The sequence below is a fragment of the Kribbella sp. NPDC003505 genome, from assembly GCF_040610875.1.
GTDB lineage: Bacteria > Actinomycetota > Actinomycetes > Propionibacteriales > Kribbellaceae > Kribbella.
In genome coordinates this window covers 180,574-200,022 of sequence record NZ_JBEXNA010000010.1, presented here as the reverse complement: position 1 = coordinate 200,022, position 19,449 = coordinate 180,574, and the positions used below count along the sequence as shown (strand labels likewise).

At 69.3% G+C, this 19,449-nt stretch carries 17 protein-coding genes; 8 read left to right on the top strand and 9 right to left on the bottom strand.

The genetic code is table 11. The features are described from left to right. The first annotated feature begins 5 nt into the window (after positions 1-5). Positions 6-911 (top strand): DUF2785 domain-containing protein, encoded by a 906-nt coding sequence (locus tag ABZX12_RS30675; RefSeq protein ID WP_355698825.1) that lies wholly within the window; start codon positions 6-8, stop codon positions 909-911. Here ABZX12_RS30675 and ABZX12_RS30670 read toward each other — a convergent pair. Then, positions 908-1,876: an endonuclease/exonuclease/phosphatase family protein gene (locus ABZX12_RS30670; RefSeq protein WP_355698823.1), complete on the bottom strand. Its 969-nt coding sequence runs from the start codon at positions 1,874-1,876 to the stop codon at positions 908-910. The genes ABZX12_RS30675 and ABZX12_RS30670 overlap by 4 nt on opposite strands. 82 nt (positions 1,877-1,958) lie before the next feature. On the opposite strand from ABZX12_RS30670, the gene ABZX12_RS30665 reads away from it, so the two are divergent. The 3 genes from ABZX12_RS30665 (at position 1,959) to ABZX12_RS30655 (ending at position 4,660) form a co-directional block, all read left to right on the top strand. Then, complete coding sequence (locus ABZX12_RS30665) at positions 1,959-2,246, top strand: DUF3311 domain-containing protein (RefSeq protein ID WP_355698821.1); 288 nt, start codon at positions 1,959-1,961, stop codon at positions 2,244-2,246. Further along, complete coding sequence (mctP, locus tag ABZX12_RS30660) at positions 2,243-3,898, top strand: monocarboxylate uptake permease MctP (RefSeq protein WP_355698819.1); 1,656 nt, start codon at positions 2,243-2,245, stop codon at positions 3,896-3,898. Before ABZX12_RS30665 ends, mctP begins: the two co-directional genes overlap by 4 nt. 114 nt (positions 3,899-4,012) lie before the next feature. Next, the gene (locus ABZX12_RS30655) at positions 4,013-4,660 is read left to right on the top strand and encodes a DUF5317 domain-containing protein (RefSeq protein WP_355698817.1); all 648 of its coding nucleotides are present in this window, start codon (positions 4,013-4,015) and stop codon (positions 4,658-4,660) included. On the opposite strand, the gene ABZX12_RS30650 is transcribed toward ABZX12_RS30655, so the two are convergent. Together ABZX12_RS30650 and ABZX12_RS30645 are read right to left on the bottom strand one after the other, a co-directional pair. Next, positions 4,622-5,890 carry an HD domain-containing phosphohydrolase gene (locus tag ABZX12_RS30650; protein ID WP_355698815.1) on the bottom strand — a complete coding sequence of 423 codons (1,269 nt, stop codon included), beginning with the start codon at positions 5,888-5,890 and terminating at the stop codon, positions 4,622-4,624. The two genes, ABZX12_RS30655 and ABZX12_RS30650, sit on opposite strands and share 39 nt — an antisense overlap. A 12-nt stretch (positions 5,891-5,902) precedes the next feature. Further along, positions 5,903-7,255 carry an HD-GYP domain-containing protein gene (locus ABZX12_RS30645; protein ID WP_355698813.1) on the bottom strand — a complete coding sequence of 451 codons (1,353 nt, stop codon included), beginning with the start codon at positions 7,253-7,255 and terminating at the stop codon, positions 5,903-5,905. A 612-nt stretch (positions 7,256-7,867) separates the two neighbouring features. Between ABZX12_RS30645 and ABZX12_RS30640 the strand changes: the two genes are divergently transcribed. Beyond that, positions 7,868-10,339, top strand: coding sequence for an NB-ARC domain-containing protein (locus ABZX12_RS30640; RefSeq protein ID WP_355698811.1), 2,472 nt, complete (start codon positions 7,868-7,870; stop codon positions 10,337-10,339). A gap of 13 nt (positions 10,340-10,352) precedes the next feature. Here the strand turns inward: ABZX12_RS30640 and rsrA are convergent, their stop codons facing one another. The 5 genes from rsrA to ABZX12_RS30615 all read right to left on the bottom strand — a co-directional run bounded on the left by rsrA (position 10,353) and on the right by ABZX12_RS30615 (position 13,512). Beyond that, positions 10,353-10,631, bottom strand: coding sequence for a mycothiol system anti-sigma-R factor (rsrA, locus tag ABZX12_RS30635; RefSeq protein ID WP_355476190.1), 279 nt, complete (start codon positions 10,629-10,631; stop codon positions 10,353-10,355). Beyond that, positions 10,628-11,275, bottom strand: coding sequence for a sigma-70 family RNA polymerase sigma factor (locus ABZX12_RS30630; RefSeq protein ID WP_355698809.1), 648 nt, complete (start codon positions 11,273-11,275; stop codon positions 10,628-10,630). The genes rsrA and ABZX12_RS30630 overlap by 4 nt, the downstream gene beginning before the upstream one ends. A gap of 114 nt (positions 11,276-11,389) precedes the next feature. Beyond that, positions 11,390-12,031: an alpha/beta family hydrolase gene (locus ABZX12_RS30625; protein ID WP_355698807.1), complete on the bottom strand. Its 642-nt coding sequence runs from the start codon at positions 12,029-12,031 to the stop codon at positions 11,390-11,392. 50 nt (positions 12,032-12,081) lie between these two features. Next, positions 12,082-12,867 carry an SOS response-associated peptidase gene (locus ABZX12_RS30620; RefSeq protein WP_355698805.1) on the bottom strand — a complete coding sequence of 262 codons (786 nt, stop codon included), beginning with the start codon at positions 12,865-12,867 and terminating at the stop codon, positions 12,082-12,084. Between the two features lie 9 nt (positions 12,868-12,876). Then, complete coding sequence (locus tag ABZX12_RS30615) at positions 12,877-13,512, bottom strand: helix-turn-helix domain-containing protein (RefSeq protein WP_355698803.1); 636 nt, start codon at positions 13,510-13,512, stop codon at positions 12,877-12,879. Between the two features lie 84 nt (positions 13,513-13,596). Between ABZX12_RS30615 and ABZX12_RS30610 the strand changes: the two genes are divergently transcribed. Then, positions 13,597-14,805 (top strand): pyridoxal phosphate-dependent aminotransferase, encoded by a 1,209-nt coding sequence (locus ABZX12_RS30610; RefSeq protein WP_355698801.1) that lies wholly within the window; start codon positions 13,597-13,599, stop codon positions 14,803-14,805. 13 nt (positions 14,806-14,818) lie between these two features. Continuing rightward, the gene (locus tag ABZX12_RS30605; RefSeq protein WP_355698799.1) at positions 14,819-15,811 is read left to right on the top strand and encodes an ATP-grasp domain-containing protein; all 993 of its coding nucleotides are present in this window, start codon (positions 14,819-14,821) and stop codon (positions 15,809-15,811) included. 87 nt (positions 15,812-15,898) lie between these two features. Here ABZX12_RS30605 and ABZX12_RS30600 read toward each other — a convergent pair whose 3' ends face one another. Then, entirely contained in the window at positions 15,899-16,723 is an 825-nt protein-coding gene (locus ABZX12_RS30600; RefSeq protein ID WP_355698797.1) for a hypothetical protein, read from the bottom strand. 293 nt (positions 16,724-17,016) lie between these two features. Between ABZX12_RS30600 and ABZX12_RS30595 the strand changes: the two genes are divergently transcribed. Further along, entirely contained in the window at positions 17,017-19,311 is a 2,295-nt protein-coding gene (locus tag ABZX12_RS30595; protein WP_355698796.1) for a sigma-70 family RNA polymerase sigma factor, read from the top strand. The last annotated feature ends 138 nt before the right edge of the window (positions 19,312-19,449 follow it).

Below are 19,449 nucleotides of genomic sequence, written 5' to 3'. Positions count from 1 at the left end.
CTCGGGTGGAGTCGACGTACTGGCAGGACGTGATGGCCGCGGACTACGCGGTACCGCACGACCGTACGCTGACCGACCTCACCGAGGAGCTCGTCCGCGGGCTGGCCAGCACCAACCCGCAGGTCCGGGACGCGCTCGCCTACCCGACGCTCGCCACCTGGCTCGAGCGTGGGGTGTACGACGACCTGCTGCCGGGCTTCGGTGACGGCCTCTGCGCCGGACTGAACTACGGGCTGGGTGAGGACGGCACGGACACGGTCTTCCGGCGCTCTTTCACCGCGCTGACGCTGGCGGAGGTGATCCACCGCGACAACGCCGAGTTCCTGGTGCACGACGAGGTGGTGATGCGCTGGGGCGACCGGCTGGCGACCTGGCTGCTGCGCGAGCGCGACCTGCGCGGGTACGTCGAGGACTGCGGCTGGGCGCATGCCGTCGCGCACGGCGCCGACGCGATCGGCGCGCTGGCCCGGTCCCGGCACTGCGACACCGGCGTCCTGCGGGCGCTGCTCGACGTCCTCGCGGACCGGATCGTCAAGGACACGCCGTACCGCTGGGTGCACGAGGAGCACGACCGGGTCGCGCACGCGGTGATGACGGTCCTGCACCGGAACATGCTGACCAGCGACGAGCTCGAGCGCTGGCTGAAGCCGATCGCGGCGACCGCCGCCCAGCAGCCGTTGATGCACGAGACGCTGCCCGAGTGGCCGACGCCGAACGTGTTCAACGCCCGCGGCGTCCTGCACGTCCTGCTCAGCCAGCTCGCGATCGGGGTGAAGGGCTTCCCGATCCCGGGCGACGACGAGCTGTTCGGCCGGCCGATCGAGGCCCGGGCCGACCTGCTGCTGATGCTGACCGAAGCGGTGCAGGCCTCCCAGCCGTACATCTACCGGCCGGCCACGAATCCGTCCTAGCCCTCTATTGCGGCTGTCGCGACCACGGCCCGGTGGTCGGTCCCCTGGATCGGGTACGTCGAGAACTCGCCGGGCTGGAACTGGCGCGACACCACGACGTGGTCGATCTGCGTCCGCAGCAGCGCCGGCTGGTCGGCCGGCCAGGTGCCGCGCAGCCCGCCGCCGACGGTCGGCCCGACGCTGCGGCAGTAGCCGCCCAGCGCCTGCCGGAAGTCCGCGTGGTCGAGGGTCGCGTTGAAGTCGCCCGCGACGACCGTCGGCGGGTCCTGCGCGCACCACCCGCGGACGGTCTGCAGATCCTTCGTCCAGGTCGTCACCGCGTCCGGCAACGGCGGGTACCCGTGGTACGCGATCAGCCGGATCGGGCCGAGGTCGCCGCCGGTGACCACGATGTTGCCGAACGTGGTGCCGCTCTCCGAGCCGAACGTGACGGCGCCGAGTGACGACGCGACCAGCACGCTCGTCGCGCTCTCGACCGCGCTGCTCGGCTGGGCAGTGAACCCCTTGTACTGCTGGTCCTGCAGTTGCGCCCGGATCTCCTCCCGGACGTCGGCCTGGGCTTCCGGCAACGACACCAGGTCCGGCTCGTGGTCCCGGATCAGCTGCGCCACGTCCGCCGCGCGGGCTCCGCCGCCGAGCACGTTGGCGACCATGATCGTCAGCACCCGCGCCCCGGCCGGCGCCGGACGCGCCGCCGACAGGCGGCGCGGCGCGGTCAGCCCGGCACCGACCAGCGCCAGGACGGCGACCAGCGCGGCGGCGATCCGCCACCCCCGACGTACCAGCATCAGCAGCGACAGCACCAGCACGACGACCAGGCCCTGGGGACGGAACGCGGCGAGCTGGGCGAACGGCGTCACCTCGTCCAGCCCGAACAGCTCCGGATACAGCGGCACGGCAACGACGACGAGGAACAGCACGGACAGCACGACGCGCCGTACGAACCATGCCTTTTCGTTATCCATGCACCAACCTGATGGTCTAGTGGCGGCTCCGGCCGAACGGTAGCGTGCTCGGTTGCGCCTGTTGTGTCCCGAGGAGGTTGCAGTGTCCCGATTGTCCGCGGTCAGACCCGCGTACTGGATCTCCGGCGTACTTCTGGCGGCAGCGGTCGTCCTACCGCTGCTCGTACCGACGTACGCCAAGCCCGACCCGCACCTGTGGGGTTTCCCCTTCTTCTACTGGTACCAGCTGATGTGGGTGTTCCTGTCCGCGATCCTGGTCAGCATCAGCTACCGGCTGATCCGCACCGAGGAACGCAAGCGGCGGGCGGCCCAGGGGCTTGGTGACCCTGAGGCCGCGGACGGCGCCGGCGCGAAGGAGGGCGACCAGTGAACACCGATGTCAACTGGGTGCAGCTGATCATCGTCATCCTGATCTTCGGCGCCGTCACGGTGATGGGCTTCATGGCGTCCCGGTGGCGCAGCGCCGGCCACCTCGACAACCTCGACGAGTGGGGGCTGGGCGGACGCGGCTTCGGCACGTTCATCACCTGGTTCCTGCTGGGTGGCGACCTCTACACGGCGTACACGTTCATCGCCGTGCCCGCCGCCATGTACGCGACCGGCGCGATCAGCGGCTTCTTCGCGGTGCCGTACACGATCGTCGCTTACCCGATCGTGTTCGTCTTCATGTCCCGGCTGTGGTCGGTCTCGCACCGGCACGGGTTCGTCACCCCGGCCGACTTCGTCGGCGGCCGCTACGGCAGCAAGGCGTTGTCGCTGGCCGTGGCCGTGACGGGCATCCTGGCCACGATGCCGTACATCGCGCTGCAGCTGGTCGGTATGCAGGCGGTGTTCGAGACGATGGGCCTCGGCGGCAACAACACGCTCGCCAAGGACCTGCCGCTGCTGATCGCCTTCGCGGTACTGGCGGCGTACACGTACTCCTCCGGTCTGCGGGCGCCGGCGATGATCGCGTTCGTCAAGGACATCCTGATCTACCTGGTGATCCTGGTCGCGATCTTCTACCTGCCGCACGTGCTCGGCGGCTGGGACTCGATCTTCGGTGCGGCGCAGGAGAAGCTGGCCAAGCCGAACCCGACGACCGGCAAGCCGACCGGGGTGTTCATCCCGGGTGAGGCGGGCTACGTGTCCTACTGGACGCTGGCGCTCGGCTCCGCGATGGCGCTGTTCATGTACCCGCACTCGGTGACGGCGGTGCTGTCGACCAAGACCCGCAACGTCGTACGGCGCAACGCCACGCTGCTCCCGGCGTACTCGCTGCTGCTGGGGCTGCTCGCCCTGCTCGGCTTCATGGCGATCAAGGCGAACGTCAACATCAAGGGCCTGGACGGCCTGGCGAACCCGCAGCTGGCGATCCCGCGGCTGTTCGACCAGGAGTTCCCGGCCTGGTTCGCCGGGATCGCGTTCGCGGCGATCGCGGTCGGCGCGTTGGTGCCGGCGGCAATCATGTCGATCGCCGCGGCCAACCTGTTCACCCGCAACATCTACCGCGACTTCATCAAGCCGTCGGCGACCCCCGCGCAGGAGGCGAAGGTCTCCAAGCTGGCGTCGCTGCTGGTGAAGGTCGGCGCGCTGGTGTTCGTGCTCGGGATGGACAAGACCGTCGCGCTGAACCTGCAGCTGCTCGGCGGTATCTGGATCCTGCAGACGTTCCCGGCGATCGTGGTCGGTCTGTACACCCGCTGGTTCCACCGGTACGCGCTGCTGGCCGGTTGGGCGGTCGCGATGCTGTACGGCACGATCACGGCGTACAACGTGGTGAACCCGGCGACGAAGAAGCACTTCGGCGGTTCGCTGGCGAACATCCCGGGCACCACCACCCCGGCGTACATCGCGCTGATCGCGTTCGTGCTGAACGTGGTCGTCGTGGTCGTGCTGACGCTCGTGTTCCGGGCCGTGAAGGTGCCGGACGGCACGGACAGCACGCACCCGAGCGACTTCGTCGCGGACCGCGGCGACCCCGGCGTGCACGACCTGCCGGAGATCGTCGACGAGGGCGGAACGGCCACCGCGAAGTCCTGACCTCCGGTGCGGGCGGCCCGGCGTCCCGGGCCGCCCTCACCATTTGCAGTTAAGTCGACACGCTGCGGGGTCAGCTTGCCCGGTTTCGGGCCGCTGATTCGGCAGAATCGCACCGTGCTGCTGGTCCTCCTCGTCATGGTGCTCGCTGCCGGGGCGGCGCTCGCGACCGGCGGACGGTTCGGCCGACTGGCCACGAACACGCTGACCGGCGTGCACTGGCTGGCCGCGGCCGCGATCGGCCAGCTCCTCGGATCCCTGTTCGGCGGGACGGCGTACCCGGTCGGGCTACTCGGCTCCGCGGTCTGTATCGCGGTCTTCCTGCGGATGAACCTGCGGCACCCCGGCGTCGGCCTGCTGGCACTGGGCTTCTTCGGCAACGCGGTCGTCGTCGCGCTGAACGGCGCGATGCCGGTGTCGCTGGCCGCGTTGGCGCGCGCCGGCGTCGGCGACGCGGTGCTGACCGATCCGCGCCACGAGGTCTCGAATGCCGCCACCCGGCTGCCGTGGCTCGGGGACGTCGTACCCGTCGCTCTTCCCGGTCTGGGACAGGCGGTCAGCCCCGGCGACGTGCTGATCGCGGCCGGCGCCGGCCTGCTGCTGTACGCCGGGATGGGCGCCTCGGGCCGCGTCCCCGCCACGACCGCGCCGGTCTGGGACGATCTGGAGCCCTGCGCCGGCACACCCGCGTTGCTCCGGCTGTCGCCTCAGGCGAGCCGGGAGCTCTCAGAACCGGAACCCGCGGCCGACGATCCTTCGGAGTGAATCCACTACCACCGGGTCGTACTCCGCGCCGATCCCCAGCCCGATCGACTCCATCGCCTTGTCCGGCGACTGGCCCGACCCCTCCCCCACCAGCTGTTCGTAGGCCAGCGCAACATTCACGATCCCGCTCTCGACCGGGATCGCCGGGTTGTTCGCCCGCCCGTGCCGGTACGGATCGTTGGAGTGCCGGACGATCTCCGCGACATGGTCCAGCACCCCGGACCGCTCGATCACCGACGCCCCGATCTCCGCCGCCCGCTGCCGCTCCTCCCGAGTCCGCAACAACGAAGCCCCACCCGGACTCGGATCCGCCAGCGCCAACTGCCCCACTCCGGACAACAGCGCCGCGTACTCCAAGGCCTCCATCCGCCGCGGCGTGAGGCCCAGGTCGTACCCGAGCGCCACCGCCAGCTTCGCCGTCCGCGCGTTCTGCCCCGGACTGCTGAAGCCCGCGATCTCGGTGCTGCGGGCCATCGAGCGCACAGTCGTCCGGTAGGTCCGCTGCGCCGAGGCGAACCGCCGGAACGCGAACTGCGTCAGGATCAGCGGCACGACGACCAACGGCGGCCCCCAGAGCCCGAGCAGCGAGGTCCCGATCGCCAGCAGGATGCCGCTGATACCCATCGCCATCCCGATCCGCGCGGCCACCATCGCCTCGTCCCGCAAAGCCGCCGGAAAAGGCTGGTTGTACTGTTCGGTCGCCTGCCCCGCACCGACCAGAGCATCCATCACCACCGCACACAACACCGCGAGCAACATCGCCCCGGTCAACGCGATCGCGGCGGTCAAGGAGCCGTCCCAATACAGGTCGGAGGGAACGATCGCCGAAAAGACCGCCGCGGCCGCCGCCACCGAGAGCAGGCGCCGGGAGGAGACCACCATGTCCCACCGCAGGCCCGCGATCATCCGGGGCAGCACCCCGACCAGCGTCGCGACTCCGGTCACGGCGATGACCTGCGCAACCTCAGGAGGGATCTCGACCTCGGGTGGACGCAGCAGCACGTACCCCAACGCGGCGCTGGTCGCGATCGGAGCACGGTTGCGACTCCGGTCGACACGGAACTGGATCATCTCACCGACGGCCACCAGCAGGCCGAAAGTCACCGCGTAAGGCCATGCTGTGAGCCCTCGGCGCACGGTCATCGCCAGCGCGATCAGGCCGACCACACAGCCGGCCACGATGATCACGACCCCGCTGCCCAGCCGGCGCAGCTCCGCTCCTTCCTGCATGTCCGCCATCATCTAGGCCTCCGGTGCAGCCGCCGAGCCGGACGCGCCACCGCCGCTGCCGAGGCTCAGGTCGTCGTGGTCGATCGTGCCGCGGATACTCCCGTCGGGTGCCGGCTGCTCGGCCGCCGCGGCCTTCCAGCCCTCCTTGCGGATCACCTCGACGAACTCGTCCACGAGGAGCGGGTCGAAGTGGGTGTACCGATCCTGCAGGAGGATCTGGAGAGTCTCCTCGACGCCGCGCGCGGGACGGTACGACCGCGTCGACGTCAGCGAGTCGAACGCGTCGACGATCCCGATGATCCTGGCGAAGTACGGGATGTTCGTGCCGCTCAGCCCGGCCGGATAGCCGGTGCCGTCGTATTTCTCGTGGTGGTGCAGGACCGCCGACTTCACTTCCTCGAGGAACGGGATGTTGCCAATCAGCTCGACGCCACGCGCCGGATGCAACCGGATCGCGTCCATCTCCGAGTCGTCCAGCCGGCCCGGTTTCTGGATGATGCTGGTCGGGACGCCGACCTTGCCGACATCGTGCAGCAGGCCGGCGTGTTCCAGCGCCTGCTGACGGTCGCCACTGAGTTTGAGCTGCCGTCCGAGCTGGCCGACCCCCGCGCTGACCCGCTCCGAGTGGCCCCTGGTGTAGAGGTCCTTGGTTTCGATGACCTGGATGAAGGCTCGCATGGTCGCCGCCTGCGCATCGCGCTCGGCCTCGTAGAGGGTCAGGGTCCAGCGCGCGACCAGCAGCGGCACGACGACCAGGAACACCGCGATGATGCCGAGGCCGCTCAGCCAGACCACGGCGAGCAGCACACCGAGCAGTCCGTAACCCATCATCGGCAGCACCGTCGGCGCAGCGACATGGCGCAGGAAGTCCAGTGGTGAGGTCTTGCCACGGTCCAGCCACAGCACCAAGCACATCAGGACAGCACTCACCGCGAGCCAGGTGATGATTGCCGCCGTCGCCGCAACCAGGGCACGACCCGGTGCGTCCAAGACAGCAGCTCCACGAACACCACCGACCCTGACGAATACCAGACCGGCGGCGGTGGCACACAGGACAGCCATCGCCCCGTTGAAGACCCGTCGCATCAGCGGCAGGCGACGATCCTGAGTGAGCGGCAACAGGACTGATACGACAACCGCTGCGGCCGGGCCCGACAACAAGAACAGGGCGATACCGACCACATAGTCCAATGAGGCCCGAACCGGGCCGACTTTCGATCGGAGCAGGACACCGACCAGCAACAACAGACCCAACGCCAGAGTGGCGGCGTCAGGCCTGGTATGGAACAGCGCGACGACTAGAGCCACGAGCGCGATACCGGCGCTGAACGTCACCGTCAAGCGGAGCGGCCAGCGGCTGTTCACGCGTGAACTCTAACCTTCACCACTCCCAGGCGTCACTACCGAACACGACACGTCACCTCCGATCAGCGGTCGCAGTCTTACGCCAAGTGATCACCGGACGTAGGGGGGCAGACAACACTTCGCTGACTCGTCTGAATTTTGCTCATCAGGCCTGCGCCGAAACACTGTAAGCCCAAACGTGACCCGCCGGACGAAGTGAGGATCCTGGCGTGATATGAGAGACTGTGACTCTTTGCAGTTGTTTCAAGGAGGCTTAGGAATGGGAAAGACCGGCCGGAAGCGTCGCGCACGCAAGAAGAAGGGCGCGAACCACGGCAAGCGCCCGAACGCCTGAACGAAGGCGGCTACAGACAGCGAGGACCTCGGAGAAATCCGGGGTCTTTGCGATTTGGTCACAGCTTTACAGCAGACCACTTTAACCAGAGGTTCTGTATTCGGAGAGTCTCCGACCGCATACTGAATGCTATCTTTCAAACGATCGTTAGACATTCGCCACCCGTCACCAGGGCTGTGGACAACAGCCGACGATCGCCGGCGGATCCCTCTAGAGTTGGCCGCGGAAGTTTCCGGTACTGACCGATATCGGGCCTGGATCCGAGGAGGGGTAGGGAGATGAGCGAGTCGGCGGCGTCAACGCTGAGCGAGCTCCTCCGTACCTTCCGTGTCCGCGCCGGCCTCACCCAGGCCGCCCTCGCGGAGAAGGCCGGCCTCAGCGAACAGGCCATCAGCGTCCTCGAGCGCGGCACCCGCACCCGCCCACGCACGGACACCGTCCGATCCCTGACTGCTGCGCTCGGCCTCACCAGCAGCGAAGCCGAGCGGTTCCTCGCCGTTGCCCGCGGCAAGCGCCGGTCGCAGGCTCCAGCCACGCCGAAGGATCAGGCGACCGCCGAGCCGCCGCCGACACCGTGGCAGCTACCGCCGGCCGCGCCCGATTTCACGGGCCGGAGTGCGCAGATCGACGCCATCATGGCGGTTCTGCGCGATCCCGGCCGGTCCAGCGCACCCGCGGTGGGCCTGGTCGCACTGACCGGGATGGGCGGTATCGGCAAGACCACGCTGGCCGTGCACGTCGCACACCGGTTGACCGACAGCTACCCGGACGGTCACCTCTATCTCAATCTCCGCGGTTACGGTCCGGGCACACCGATGACAGTTTCCGACGCTCAGGGCCATTTGCTGCGCTCACTCGGCCTGACACCGCAATCGGTCCCCGACGACATCGAGGAAGCCGCTGCTCTGCTGCGTTCCCAGCTGGCAGGCAGGCGCGTGCTGATGCTGCTCGACAATGCCGCGGACGTTCGCCAGATCCTGCCGTTGCTCCCCGGGAGTGCGGGATCGGCCGCGATCATCACCAGCAGGGGTTCGCTGGCCGATCTGCCGGGGGCTCGGCAGATCCGGCTCGACGCACTGTCCGAGTCCGAGTCCGTCGACCTCCTCGCCGGCGTGGTCGGCCAGGAACGCGTCGTCACCGACCCGGCGGCCGCCAATGTCCTGGCCGCCTACTCGGGTCGCCTGCCACTGGCGATCCGCCTGATCGGCGGTCGGCTGGCGACCCGGCCGACCTGGCCTCTTGAGCACTTCGTCGACCTGTTGCAGGACGAGGAGCGGCGACTCGACAGCCTGGGGTCCGACGAGACCGGGGTGCGCGCAAGTATCGCCAGCTCGGTGCGGTTCCTCGAGACCAGCGACCGCGATCTCGACCGCCGGGCGGCACAGGCCCTTCCGATGCTGAGCGTTCCGGACGGCTCCGACCTGCTGACTGCGGTCGCCGCGGCCCTGCTCGAGATCTCGCCGCGCGAGGCAGATCTGATCCTCGAGCGCCTCGTCGACCTCAACCTGCTGGAGTCCGTTGCCCCGGCACGCTATCGGTTCCACGACCTGATCCGCGCGTACGGCCGGGAGATCGCCGATCAGACGTTCACCGCGACGGAGCGCGACCGGGCGCTCGACCGAATCGTTCGCCTCTACGTCGCTGTCGGCTGGGCGTGCCAGTCGCTCACCCACCCGACCAGCCCTCGGATGCCGTTGGCAACTGTCCACAGCGAGGCCGTGCCCACGTTCCGCGACCGGGCACATGTCCTGCGCTGGCTCGACGCCGAGCAGCGGAACCTGATGGACCGCGTCCGCCAGGCGCGGCAGTCGAGCCTTGCAGATTCCGTGGTGTTCCCCGAGTTGGCGCTGGCCCTCTTCGGCTACCACGAGTCCCGCCGACGCTGGGCGGAGATGCGCGAGTTGGGGCTGGGAGCAGTCGAGCTCGCGGAACGCCATGGGCGGCCTGAGACCGCTGCCTGGCTTCAGCACGACGTTGCCATCCCGGAGGCCGAGACCGGTGCCACCGCAACGGCAATCAGCTACATCCTGACTGCGCTGGACATGTTCCGGGCGATCGACGGTCTCTTCGGCCAGGCTCGGTGCTGCTCATCGCTGGCCTACCTGCTCGGCCTGCAAGGACGAATCGACGAGGCGTTGGTGTATGCCCGAACCGCGCTCGACCTGAGTCGCACACTCGGGGACACAACGCTGGAAGGCGTCGCCCTGACAGCGGTCGCTGGACTCTACGACCGCACCGGCGACTTCGATCGGGCCGACGAGGCCTTCGCCGAGGGCATCGGGCTGGCCCGGCGATCGGGTGACCCCCGCTCGGTTTTCAAGCGATACCAGAACGCGGCCTTCGCCCATGTGCACGTCGGCCGGTATCAGGACGCCGCGGAGATGGCGCTGCGCAGTCTGCGCCTCGTGGCGGAGCTGGGTGACGCGACCTTCCAAGGGGAAAGCCACCATCTGCTCGCCATCAGCTATGCCGCCCAGGGCGAATTCGACCGGGCGGCCTCCCACATCGAGACCGGATTGCTGATGGCTCGAACTGCCCGCGACCACGACCGCGAAGGACGGCTGTACGTCGAACTCGCGAAAATCAATGCTGCTCGCGGGGACCGCGATGCCGCGGCCGAGCAGCTGAACACCGCATTGACGTTGCTCCGGAATGTGTCCGACGTTTACCTCGCGGACGCGCGTGAGCTACTGGAGAAACTCCACGGCGGCGAAAGCTACCGCTACCACTTCGACGCCAACTCCATCTGAGACGGCGAACGAATCAATCCGTGGTGGTGATGGTTGTTTCCACCTGGATTTGGGTTAAGCGGAGGAGGATTTTCTGGCGGAGGGCGTCGGGGGCGTGGTCGGAGCCGCAGGAGCGGTGGACCAGTTTCTTGACGCAGCGTTCCAGGTCGTACTCGTCGAGGCAGGGGGCGCACTCTTCGAGGTGCTGGCGGATCTCGTCGGAACTGGCGTCCTCGAGTTCGTTGTCGATGAAGACGTAAACCCGTTGCAGGATCTCTCCGCAGTCGACGTCGTGGGGCTCGCCGCAGCTCACGACTCCTCCTTCTCCGCAGCTCGGTCGGTGCTCGCGCCGGCCGCGTCCGTGCCGGTTTCCGCCGGGATCAGACCGCGGTCCCGGGCGTAGTCGCCGAGCAGGTCACGCAGCTGGCGCCGGCCGCGGTGCAGCCGTGACATCACGGTGCCGACCGGTGTGCCCATGATCTCGGCGATCTCCTTGTAGGCAAAGCCCTCGACATCCGCCAGGTACACGGCCAGCCGGAAGTCCTCCGGGATGGACTGCAGAGCCGACTTGATGTCGGAGTCGGGCAGGTGCTCGAGCGCGACCGCCTCGGCCGACTTCAGACCGCCGGGAGTGTGCGACTCGGCGGCGGTGAGCTGCCAGTCCTCGATCTCCTCGGTCGGCGACTGGGTCGGCTGGCGCTGCCGCTTCCGGTAGCCGTTGATGAACGTGTTCGTCAGGATCCGGTACAGCCACGCCTTCAGGTTGGTGCCCGGCGTGAACTGGTGGAACGAGCTGTACGCCTTCGCGAAGGTGTCCTGCACCAGGTCTTCGGCGTCCGACGGATTACGGGTCATCCGCATCGCCGCGGCGTACATCTGGTCCAGGAAGGGCAGCGCTTCACGCTCGAACCGCGCGGTGCGCTGCTCGGGTGTCTCGGTCGTGGTGGGAGTCGGCATCGGGATCGAGAATACCGGGGTCTTCCCAGTACTCCGCGCGGGAGCCTCTCTCGTCGCCATCATGTCCACCACAACACGCCCGGCCGCGGGGGCATTCCCGCGGTCCGGACCGGCTCAGCCGGAGATCTCCCGGATCACCCATTCGAACACGGCTTCGACCAGCAGGTCGTACGCCTCCTGCTGGTCCAGCTCGGCCCGTTTCGGCACCTTGAACGAGTGGTCGGCATCCGGGACCACGGCCATCTCGGTCAGCGGCGGGAACTCCTCCGGGGTGCCGAACGGGTCCCGCTCCCCCTGGACGACGAGCGTCGGCAGCCCGGCGGACTGGAGCTCGGCGACCCGCGACTTCTCCGGTTTCCCGGGCGCGTGCAGCGGAAAGGCCAGTGCGAGGACGCCGGAGGCGCCGAGGCTGCCGGCGGTCCGGCAGGCGACCCGGGCGCCGGCGCTCCGGCCGCCGATCACCAGCGGCGTCCGGACCCGGAGCTGGCCGATGATCGCGATCCAGGCCTCGTCGAGGAGCTTCGGCGCCGGTGCCAGCTTGCGGCCCGCGCGGCGCCAGGGCTGCTCGATCAGGAACACGTTGATGTCCTGCTTCGGCAGCCGGGCGGCCAGCGCGACCAGGTCACCCGACTCGATCCCGGCCCCGGCGCCGTGCCCCAGAGCCAGCGTCGCCACCGGCCGCCGGGCGCGGTGCGCCACGATCCGGGCCTCACCGTGCGGCGTCCCCACAATCCGTTCGTCGGTCACCCGCCCCATCCTGTCACCCGGACCGGGGAACCACGGGGCGCGAAACCCGGAAGAAGAGCTCAGAAGAGCGTGGTCGGGCTGTCCTGCGGGTCCTCACCGTCGGGCGGCAGCGGATCGAGGAGGTGGCGGCCGTTGTTCTTCACCGAGCCGACGGCCTTCGAGACGGCGTACGCCTCCAGCCGGCCGGGGGCCGCCGGGACGAGCAGCTTCAGCAGGTCGTCGGTGTCCGAGGAGAGCGGGTCGAGCCACGCGTCGTACCGCTCGCGCTCGACCAGGAGCGGCATCCGGTCGTGGATCCGGCCGAGGTCGTCGGTGGCCGAGGTGGTGAGCACCGTGCAGGTCCACAGCCAGGCGTCGTCGGACTCCGGGTCCTCGACCGACTTGTCGCGCCAGATCTCGTACAGCCCGGCCATCGAGAGGATGCTGCCGTCCGGCGGGTGGATGAAGTACGGCTGCTTGACCGGCTTGCCGTTCACCTTCTCCTCGGCGGTGTACCACTCGTAGTACCCGTCGGCGGGCAGGATGCAGCGCCGGGTGGCGAACGCCTTCTTGAAGGCCGGCTTCTCCGCGACGGTCTCCATCCGGGCGTTGATCAGCCGGTTCCCGATCGAGGTGTCCTTGGCCCAGGACGGCACCAGCCCCCACTTGACCGTGGTCAGTTTGCGGACGGTCTCGTCCGGCTGCTCGCGGTTCTTCCGCTCGACCACCGCGATCACCTGGTTGGTCGGCGCGACGTTGTAGTTCTCGCCGAGCTCCTCGACGGACTCCCGGACGTTGCCCGCCTGGATCTCGAACTCCTCGACGAGGTCCGACGGGGCCCGGCTGGACGCATACCTACCGCACATGCCCCCAGCCTAGGCGGCCCGACCGACATTAAGCTGGGTCGCCACGGCCGAGGAGCCGTCCACGGCGACCTGCCCGTCCGCGACCGCGTCCGCCCACACGAGACGGCCCGCGAGCAGCTCGTCGGCGACCTTCTGTGACACGGTGACCACCGCCTCGGGAGCCTCGTCTGGTACGACGGTTGCGCGCCAGGACTCCAACCGCAGCCGGCAGTTGCTGCCCTCGACGTGCAGCTCGACCACACCGTCGACTCCGCCGGCCGCCCGGCGCAGGATCTCGGCCAGCGGCAGCAGGTACCAGTGGTGGCGCACAGCGTCCGTCGACAAGTGCTCGGCCAGCAGCGGACTCCCCCACGCGGCCAGCGCCATCACCACCGGCACGAGTTCCCTGCCGCGGTCGGTCAGATCGTAGACCCGGACGGGCGCCGACGGCGCGAACGTCCGCCGTTCCACGACTCCGTCCGCCTCCAGTTCCTTCAACCGCGCCGCGAGGACGTCGGTGCTGATCCCCGGGAGGTCGGCGTGCAGATCGGTGTACCGCCGTGGACCGAAGGCGAGCTCGCGGACGATCAGCAGCGTCCACCGCTCGCCGACCACATCCAGGGACCGGGCAGCGGCGTCGTACTGCGCATAGCTTCGGCGGGGCATGTGGACAGCCTAGCTTGGACCCGCCAAGTATGTACTTGGAAGAACCAAGTAGCATGCCGTCGGCAGACGACGAAGGGTGGGGCGATGGAGTTTCGGCAGTCCGGCAAGCTGACCGGCGTGTGTTACGAGATCCGCGGACCGGTGGTCGAGCAGGCCAACGCCCTGGAGGCCGCCGGGCACAGCATCCTGCGGCTGAACATCGGTAACCCGGCGCCGTTCGGCTTCGCTGCCCCCGAGGCAGTGCTCGCCGACCTGGTCGCGCGGCTCCCGACCGCGCACGGATACACCGATGCCCGCGGCATCCTCTCCGCGCGGCAAGCGCTGGCGACGTACTACTCCCAGCGCGGCTACACCGACGTCGACGAGCAGGCCGTCTATCTCGGCAACGGGGTCTCCGAGTTGGCCGGGATGGCGATCCAGGCGCTGGTCGACACCGGCGACGAGGTGCTGATCCCCAGCCCGGACTATCCGCTGTGGACCGCCGTGACCCGGTTCGCGGGCGGTACGCCGGTGCACTACGCGTGCGACGAGTCCGCCGAGTGGCAGCCCGATCTCGCCGACCTGGAGGCGAAGATCACCGACCGCACCAAGGCGATCGTGGTGATCAACCCGAACAACCCGACCGGCGCGGTCTACTCGCCCGAGGTTCTCGCCGGGCTCGCCGAGCTGGCCCGCCGGCATTCGCTGATGGTGTTCAGCGACGAGATCTACGACCGGATCGTGTACGACGGCGCCACCCACCACCATTTCGGCGCGCTCGCGCCGGACGTCCTGACCCTGACCTTCGGCGGCCTGTCGAAGAGCCACCGGATCGCCGGCTTCCGGGCCGGCTGGCTGGTCGTCTCCGGTCCGCGCGCGGCGGCCCGCAACTACCTCGAGGGCCTGACCATGCTGGCCGGGATGCGGCTGTGCCCGAACGCGCTCGCCCAGCACGTCATCGAGGCCGCGCTGACCGACCACACGCTGGACGAGCTGATCCGCCCTGGCGGCCGGCTCGAAGCCCAGCGCACTACCGCCTGGGAGACGCTGAACGAACTTCCCGGGGTGTCCTGCGTCAAACCGAAGGGCGGGCTGTACGCCTTCCCGCGGATCGACCCGCAGGTGCACCCGATCCACGACGACGAGAAGTTCGTGCTCGACCTGTTGCTGCGCGAGAAGATCCACATCGTCCAGGGCACCGGCTTCAACTGGCCGCGGCCGGACCACGTCCGGATCGTCACGCTTCCCGAGGCGGGCGACCTGGAGGTGGCGATCCGCCGCATCGGCCGGTTCCTGGACAGCTACCAGCAGTAGAGGAGGAGGCAACGTGCGAGTCGCGGTGCTGTGTGGCGGCGAGAGTTCGGAGCGGGACGTCTCGCGGTCGTCCGGCTGGGCAGTGGCTCAGGCGCTCGCCGGGCGCGGTCATGACGTGGTGCTGATCGACCCGGCCGCGGAGCAGCCGATCCTGGCCGATCCGGTGCCGGCCGGCGATGCCGTCGTACCGGTCCCCAAGGAGCCTCCAGCAGCGGCAGACCGGGCTGTGTTGCGACGCCGGATGTACGCCGCACTCACGGGCGGACTGGAGCAACTGCGGAGCGCCGACAGGGTGTTCATCGCCTTGCACGGCGGCTGGGGTGAGGACGGGCACGTGCAGGCGTTGCTGGAGCTGGCGGGCATCCCGTTCACGGGCGCGGGTCACGACGTCTGCGCCGTTGCGTGGCACAAGGGTCGTTGTCAGGCGGTGCTCGAGGCCGCCGGGATCCCGGTGCCGCCGCGGGTGCTGTACAACCCGTCGGAGCAGCGCGAACCGCCGGTCGGAGTCAAACAGCTGCTGGCGAGCGGACCGGTCGTGGTCAAGCCAGTTGCCGACGGCTCCAGTGTGGCCGTGCGCAAGGTCGACACGCTGGATGCCGTGCGGGCCGAGGGCGAGCTGATCGTCGAGCCGTTCCTCGGGGGCCGGGAGTTCACCGTTGCCGTGATCGGTGGGGCAGCGCTGCCGGTGGTCGAGATCGAGCTGACCACGGAGGTCTTCGACTACGTGGCGAAGTACCAGCCGGGCGCCGTGCGCGAGGTCTGTCCTGCGGAGATCGCGGTGGACTTCGCCGAGGAGTTGCAGGACCTCGCGGTCCGCGCGCATCAGGCCCTCGGGTTCGGTGCGACGTACTCCCGGGTCGACTTCCGCTGCGACGCCGCCGGTACGCCGTACTGCCTCGAGGTGAACGCGCTGCCCGGCCTCACCCGGGGCAGCCTGGTCCCGGTCGCCGCGAAGGGCGCCGGACTGACCTACGACGAGCTCGTGGAAAGGTTGCTCACGGCATGAGGCGGCGGATCGCCCACCCCGTGTCAGGCGATCCGCCGCCGGATTGATGCGCCCGGCCGCCCCCCTGTAGGCGTCCGGACGCAGGTCTCAGGTTCTGGCCAGCTCGTCGAGCAACCTCCCGGCCATCGCGTCGCTACCCGGCAGGCCCTCGATCCAGATCCGGGCCAGCTGGGGTACTTCGGTGTCCAGCCGCCACTGCGTGATCAGGGCTCGTACCGTCGCGACCTGGTCCGGCAGGTTCGGCTCGCGGCCGACGAGCGCCGCCGCGCGGTGTGAGCCGACGCGGCCCAGTACGTCACCGCCGCAGAACACGATCCGCAGGCATTCCGCGACGTCGACGAGGCGGAGTTCGCGGTCGAACGGCGTGGTCCCCGGCGGATTGAGCGGTTCGACAACCACCAGTGCGTGGGTTTGCGGTACGGAAGTTCCACGGAATTCCGCCTCTCGGTAGAGCTCGCCGAGCCGGGACCGCAGGTGCGCCAGGCTGGACAGCCCGGTCAGCGGGTCCTCGCACGACAGCGAGTGCAGGTAGACGAGGGAGGCCTCGGCCCAGCTGGAACTGAGTGCGCGTACCGCGGCGAAAGCCGGCTCGCCCCCGGCGATCGAGCGGTACAACGCACTCAGCCCATCAAGTGCCTCCACCAGCGAGATTCCGTCGGCCGCGAGGCGGCGTCCGGTCTCGTCCGATGCAGGCACGACATCGGCACCGTCGTGCAGCGCCTCGGCGATCGCGAGATAGGCGCTGTCATCGGTACCAGCTGTGCCGTGCGGTTCCCTCCGCCCGCACGGTGGTTCCCCCGAACTCGTGGTGGACGACGCTTCCGGCCGGGTCCGGGCGGGCGACCCCGCCAGGTTCAGGGACTTGGCCGGACGCAGGTCGAACCGTCTGCGGATGTCCGCGAACAGCGACATGGCCCTCCTCGAAAAACAGCCCCGTCAGTCTCCCGACCGGTCGGCCGGAAGCGTCGTACGCCGAAGAGACAGCGCCGGTCGCGGTTCATGACGCGGATTCCCAGAACTTTTTTCGGGCGTAACTTCGGGGCTGGTGATCTCGTCAGGAAAGAGGCACAGTTCCGCGTCAGAAATGATGCGCACGGCCGTCACACGTGGGAGCCTTGTCCTCGGCAACCAAAAGTGACGCACCGTCACGTTGCCGCACTGAGAGTCGCCGCAGAGTCGGCAGAGAGAACCCACGGGGGAGCTGAATGGAGACGCCGGACGCACCGAGCGACGCCGAACTGATCGCGCGCGTCCGCAACGGCGACCTCGAGGCGTACGGCGAGTTGTATGCGCGGCACCACCACGCCGCCGAGCGAATGGCCCGCCAGCTGGTCCCCGCCAACGACGCCGACGACCTCGCCAGTGACGCGTTCGCGAAGGTCCTGGACGCGCTGCGCGGCGGCGGCGGGCCGGACGTCTCGTTCCGCGCGTACTTGCTGACGACGGTCCGGCGGGTGCACGTCGACCGGATCCGCTCCGGCAAGAAGGTGCAGACCACCGACGACATCGCGTCGTACGAGCGGGAGCCGGAGACCTTCGACGACCCGACCGTGACGGGGTTCGAGAGCGGCGCGGCGGCGAAGGCGTTCGCCAGCCTCCCGGAGCGCTGGCAGGCGGTGCTGTGGCACACCGAGGTCGAGGGTGAGAAGCCGGCCGCGATCGCTCCCCTGCTCGGCCTGACCGCGAACGGCGTGTCCGCGCTGGCCTACCGCGCCCGGGAAGGCCTGCGGCAGGCGTACCTGCAGCAGCACCTGGCCGATGTCGGCGGGGACCGTTGCCGCTGGACGACCGAGCGCCTCGGCGCGTACGTCCGCGGCGGCCTGACCAAGCGCGAGAACCGGAACGTCCGCGAGCACCTCGACGAGTGTGCGAAGTGCACCGCGGTGTACCTCGAGCTGGTCGAGGTCAACAGCGCGCTGCCGGCGCTGCTCGCCCCGGCCCTGCTGGGCACCGCGGGCCTCGGCTACCTGGCCGCCGCCTCGGGCGCCAAGGTCGGGCTGGTCGGCTTCTTCGTCACCGGCTGGAAGAAGGCCACCGAGAACAGCACCCGGACCGCGGTCGGCGCCGGCGCCGTGGTGGTCGTCGCCGTCGCGGCCGCACTCGCGGCGATGGCGCTGACCGGCAACGACACTCCCCCGGCTGCCATCAACCAGCCGGCCCCGACCCAGGCGACCGAGCCACCCGGACAGAACCCGACGGTCCCGCCGAAGCCGACCGCGAAACCACCCTCGGCCAAGCCGCCGGCGTCCAAGCCGACGCAGGCTCCCACGACCGCGCCGACGACCGCACCGACCAGCGCGCCCACAGAGCCCAGCGCGACGCCGACGCCGACCGCGACCACGCCGGTCCCGACACCGCCGCCGAGCACGCCGACGCCGCCGAAGCCGACCCCGACCACTCCGGTGCTCGACGAGGGCCTGGTGACGATCAGCATCCCGCAGGGCGGCGGCAGCCCGGTGCTGCAGGAGACCCCGGCGGCGACCCCGCGGTCGGCGCGCGCCGACGCGTCCGGGATCCGGTTCGTGATCACGATCAAGACGCCGGCCGGGAACGCCGATCCGGTGGTGGTCGGCCTCAAGTACGGCGCCGAGCTCGAGTGGCCGCTGAGCGCCAACCCGCCGGGCTGGGTCTGCAGCCAGGCGTCCGGCTCGTGCACGGCGGACGACCCGGCGGCCCCGAAGCCGCTGGCGGTCACGTTCGACGCGCCGACCGGTGGTTCGAACGCGGACCGGACGTTCACCGTGTCGGCGAAGACCGGCCGGCTGTACGACGACGACTCGGCGACGGTGCAGGCCAAGCCCAGCACCGACGAGAACCTGCTGAAGATCCTCGACGGCCGCGCCGACCCGGACGTCCACCACCGGATCCTGACCGTTGCCCCGCGCACCGGCCGGTCGAAGGTGACGCTGAAGCTGAGCTACGGCAGCGCCCTGGAATGGCCGATCGCCGCGAAGCCGGCCGGCTGGACCTGCTCGCCGAAGACCGCGACGTGTACGGCGCTGAACCCGGCGCAACCCGCTGCGCTGCCGGCCGACTTCGACGTACCGGACACGTCGTCCGACGCGGCGCGGACGTTCACGGTGGCCGCGACGGCCGATCTGGTCAGCGACACCGATTCCGAAGTGCTGCCCGCGCTGCAACAGGACGAGTCGCTGCTGCAGATCCTGACGCCGACGCCGCACGACGACCCGAACCCGTTCGTCTACAACCGGTTCCTGAAGGTGAACGGCGCGCAGGGCCGCAAGGTGACCCTCGACATCTCGTGGGGACGCAACCTGATCTTCCTGCCGTCGTTCGACCTCGGCTGGACCTGTGAGCGGACCAGCGACATCCGTCGCGCTACCTGTACGACGAACAGCTACAAGAAGCCGCTGAACTCCGAGTGGAACGCGTGGCTGCCCGGCAACGGCTCCGGCAACGCCTTCACCGTCCACGCTCGCGTCGGCGGTCGCGAGGACACCGACACGGCTCAGATCCCGCCGTCGACGACGCGGCGGTGAAATCCGGTTGCCGGGCCGCCTATCCTGGTCCTGTTCGCGTTGAGGGAACCGAGTAGCGCCGTACCCCACGTCCGAGAGAGTCGCCGGCAGCTGTGAAGGCGATGCGTGGAGCGGTGGCGAAGACACTCCTGAGCGACT

Bases quoted from the DNA above. Each gene is read 5' to 3' on its own strand.
- ABZX12_RS30595 (WP_355698796.1), top strand. From the start codon at position 17,017: ATGGAGACGCCGGACGCACCGAGCGACGCCGAACTGATCGCGCGCGTC.
- ABZX12_RS30625 (WP_355698807.1), bottom strand. From the start codon at position 12,031: ATGGGGCGGGTGACCGACGAACGGATTGTGGGGACGCCGCACGGTGAG.
- ABZX12_RS30640 (WP_355698811.1), top strand. From the start codon at position 7,868: ATGAGCGAGTCGGCGGCGTCAACGCTGAGCGAGCTCCTCCGTACCTTC.
- ABZX12_RS30610 (WP_355698801.1), top strand. From the start codon at position 13,597: ATGGAGTTTCGGCAGTCCGGCAAGCTGACCGGCGTGTGTTACGAGATC.
- ABZX12_RS30630 (WP_355698809.1), bottom strand. From the start codon at position 11,275: ATGCCGACTCCCACCACGACCGAGACACCCGAGCAGCGCACCGCGCGG.
- ABZX12_RS30600 (WP_355698797.1), bottom strand. From the start codon at position 16,723: ATGTCGCTGTTCGCGGACATCCGCAGACGGTTCGACCTGCGTCCGGCC.
- ABZX12_RS30650 (WP_355698815.1), bottom strand. From the start codon at position 5,890: ATGCAGGAAGGAGCGGAGCTGCGCCGGCTGGGCAGCGGGGTCGTGATC.
- ABZX12_RS30620 (WP_355698805.1), bottom strand. From the start codon at position 12,867: ATGTGCGGTAGGTATGCGTCCAGCCGGGCCCCGTCGGACCTCGTCGAG.
- ABZX12_RS30670 (WP_355698823.1), bottom strand. From the start codon at position 1,876: ATGGATAACGAAAAGGCATGGTTCGTACGGCGCGTCGTGCTGTCCGTG.
- ABZX12_RS30615 (WP_355698803.1), bottom strand. From the start codon at position 13,512: ATGCCCCGCCGAAGCTATGCGCAGTACGACGCCGCTGCCCGGTCCCTG.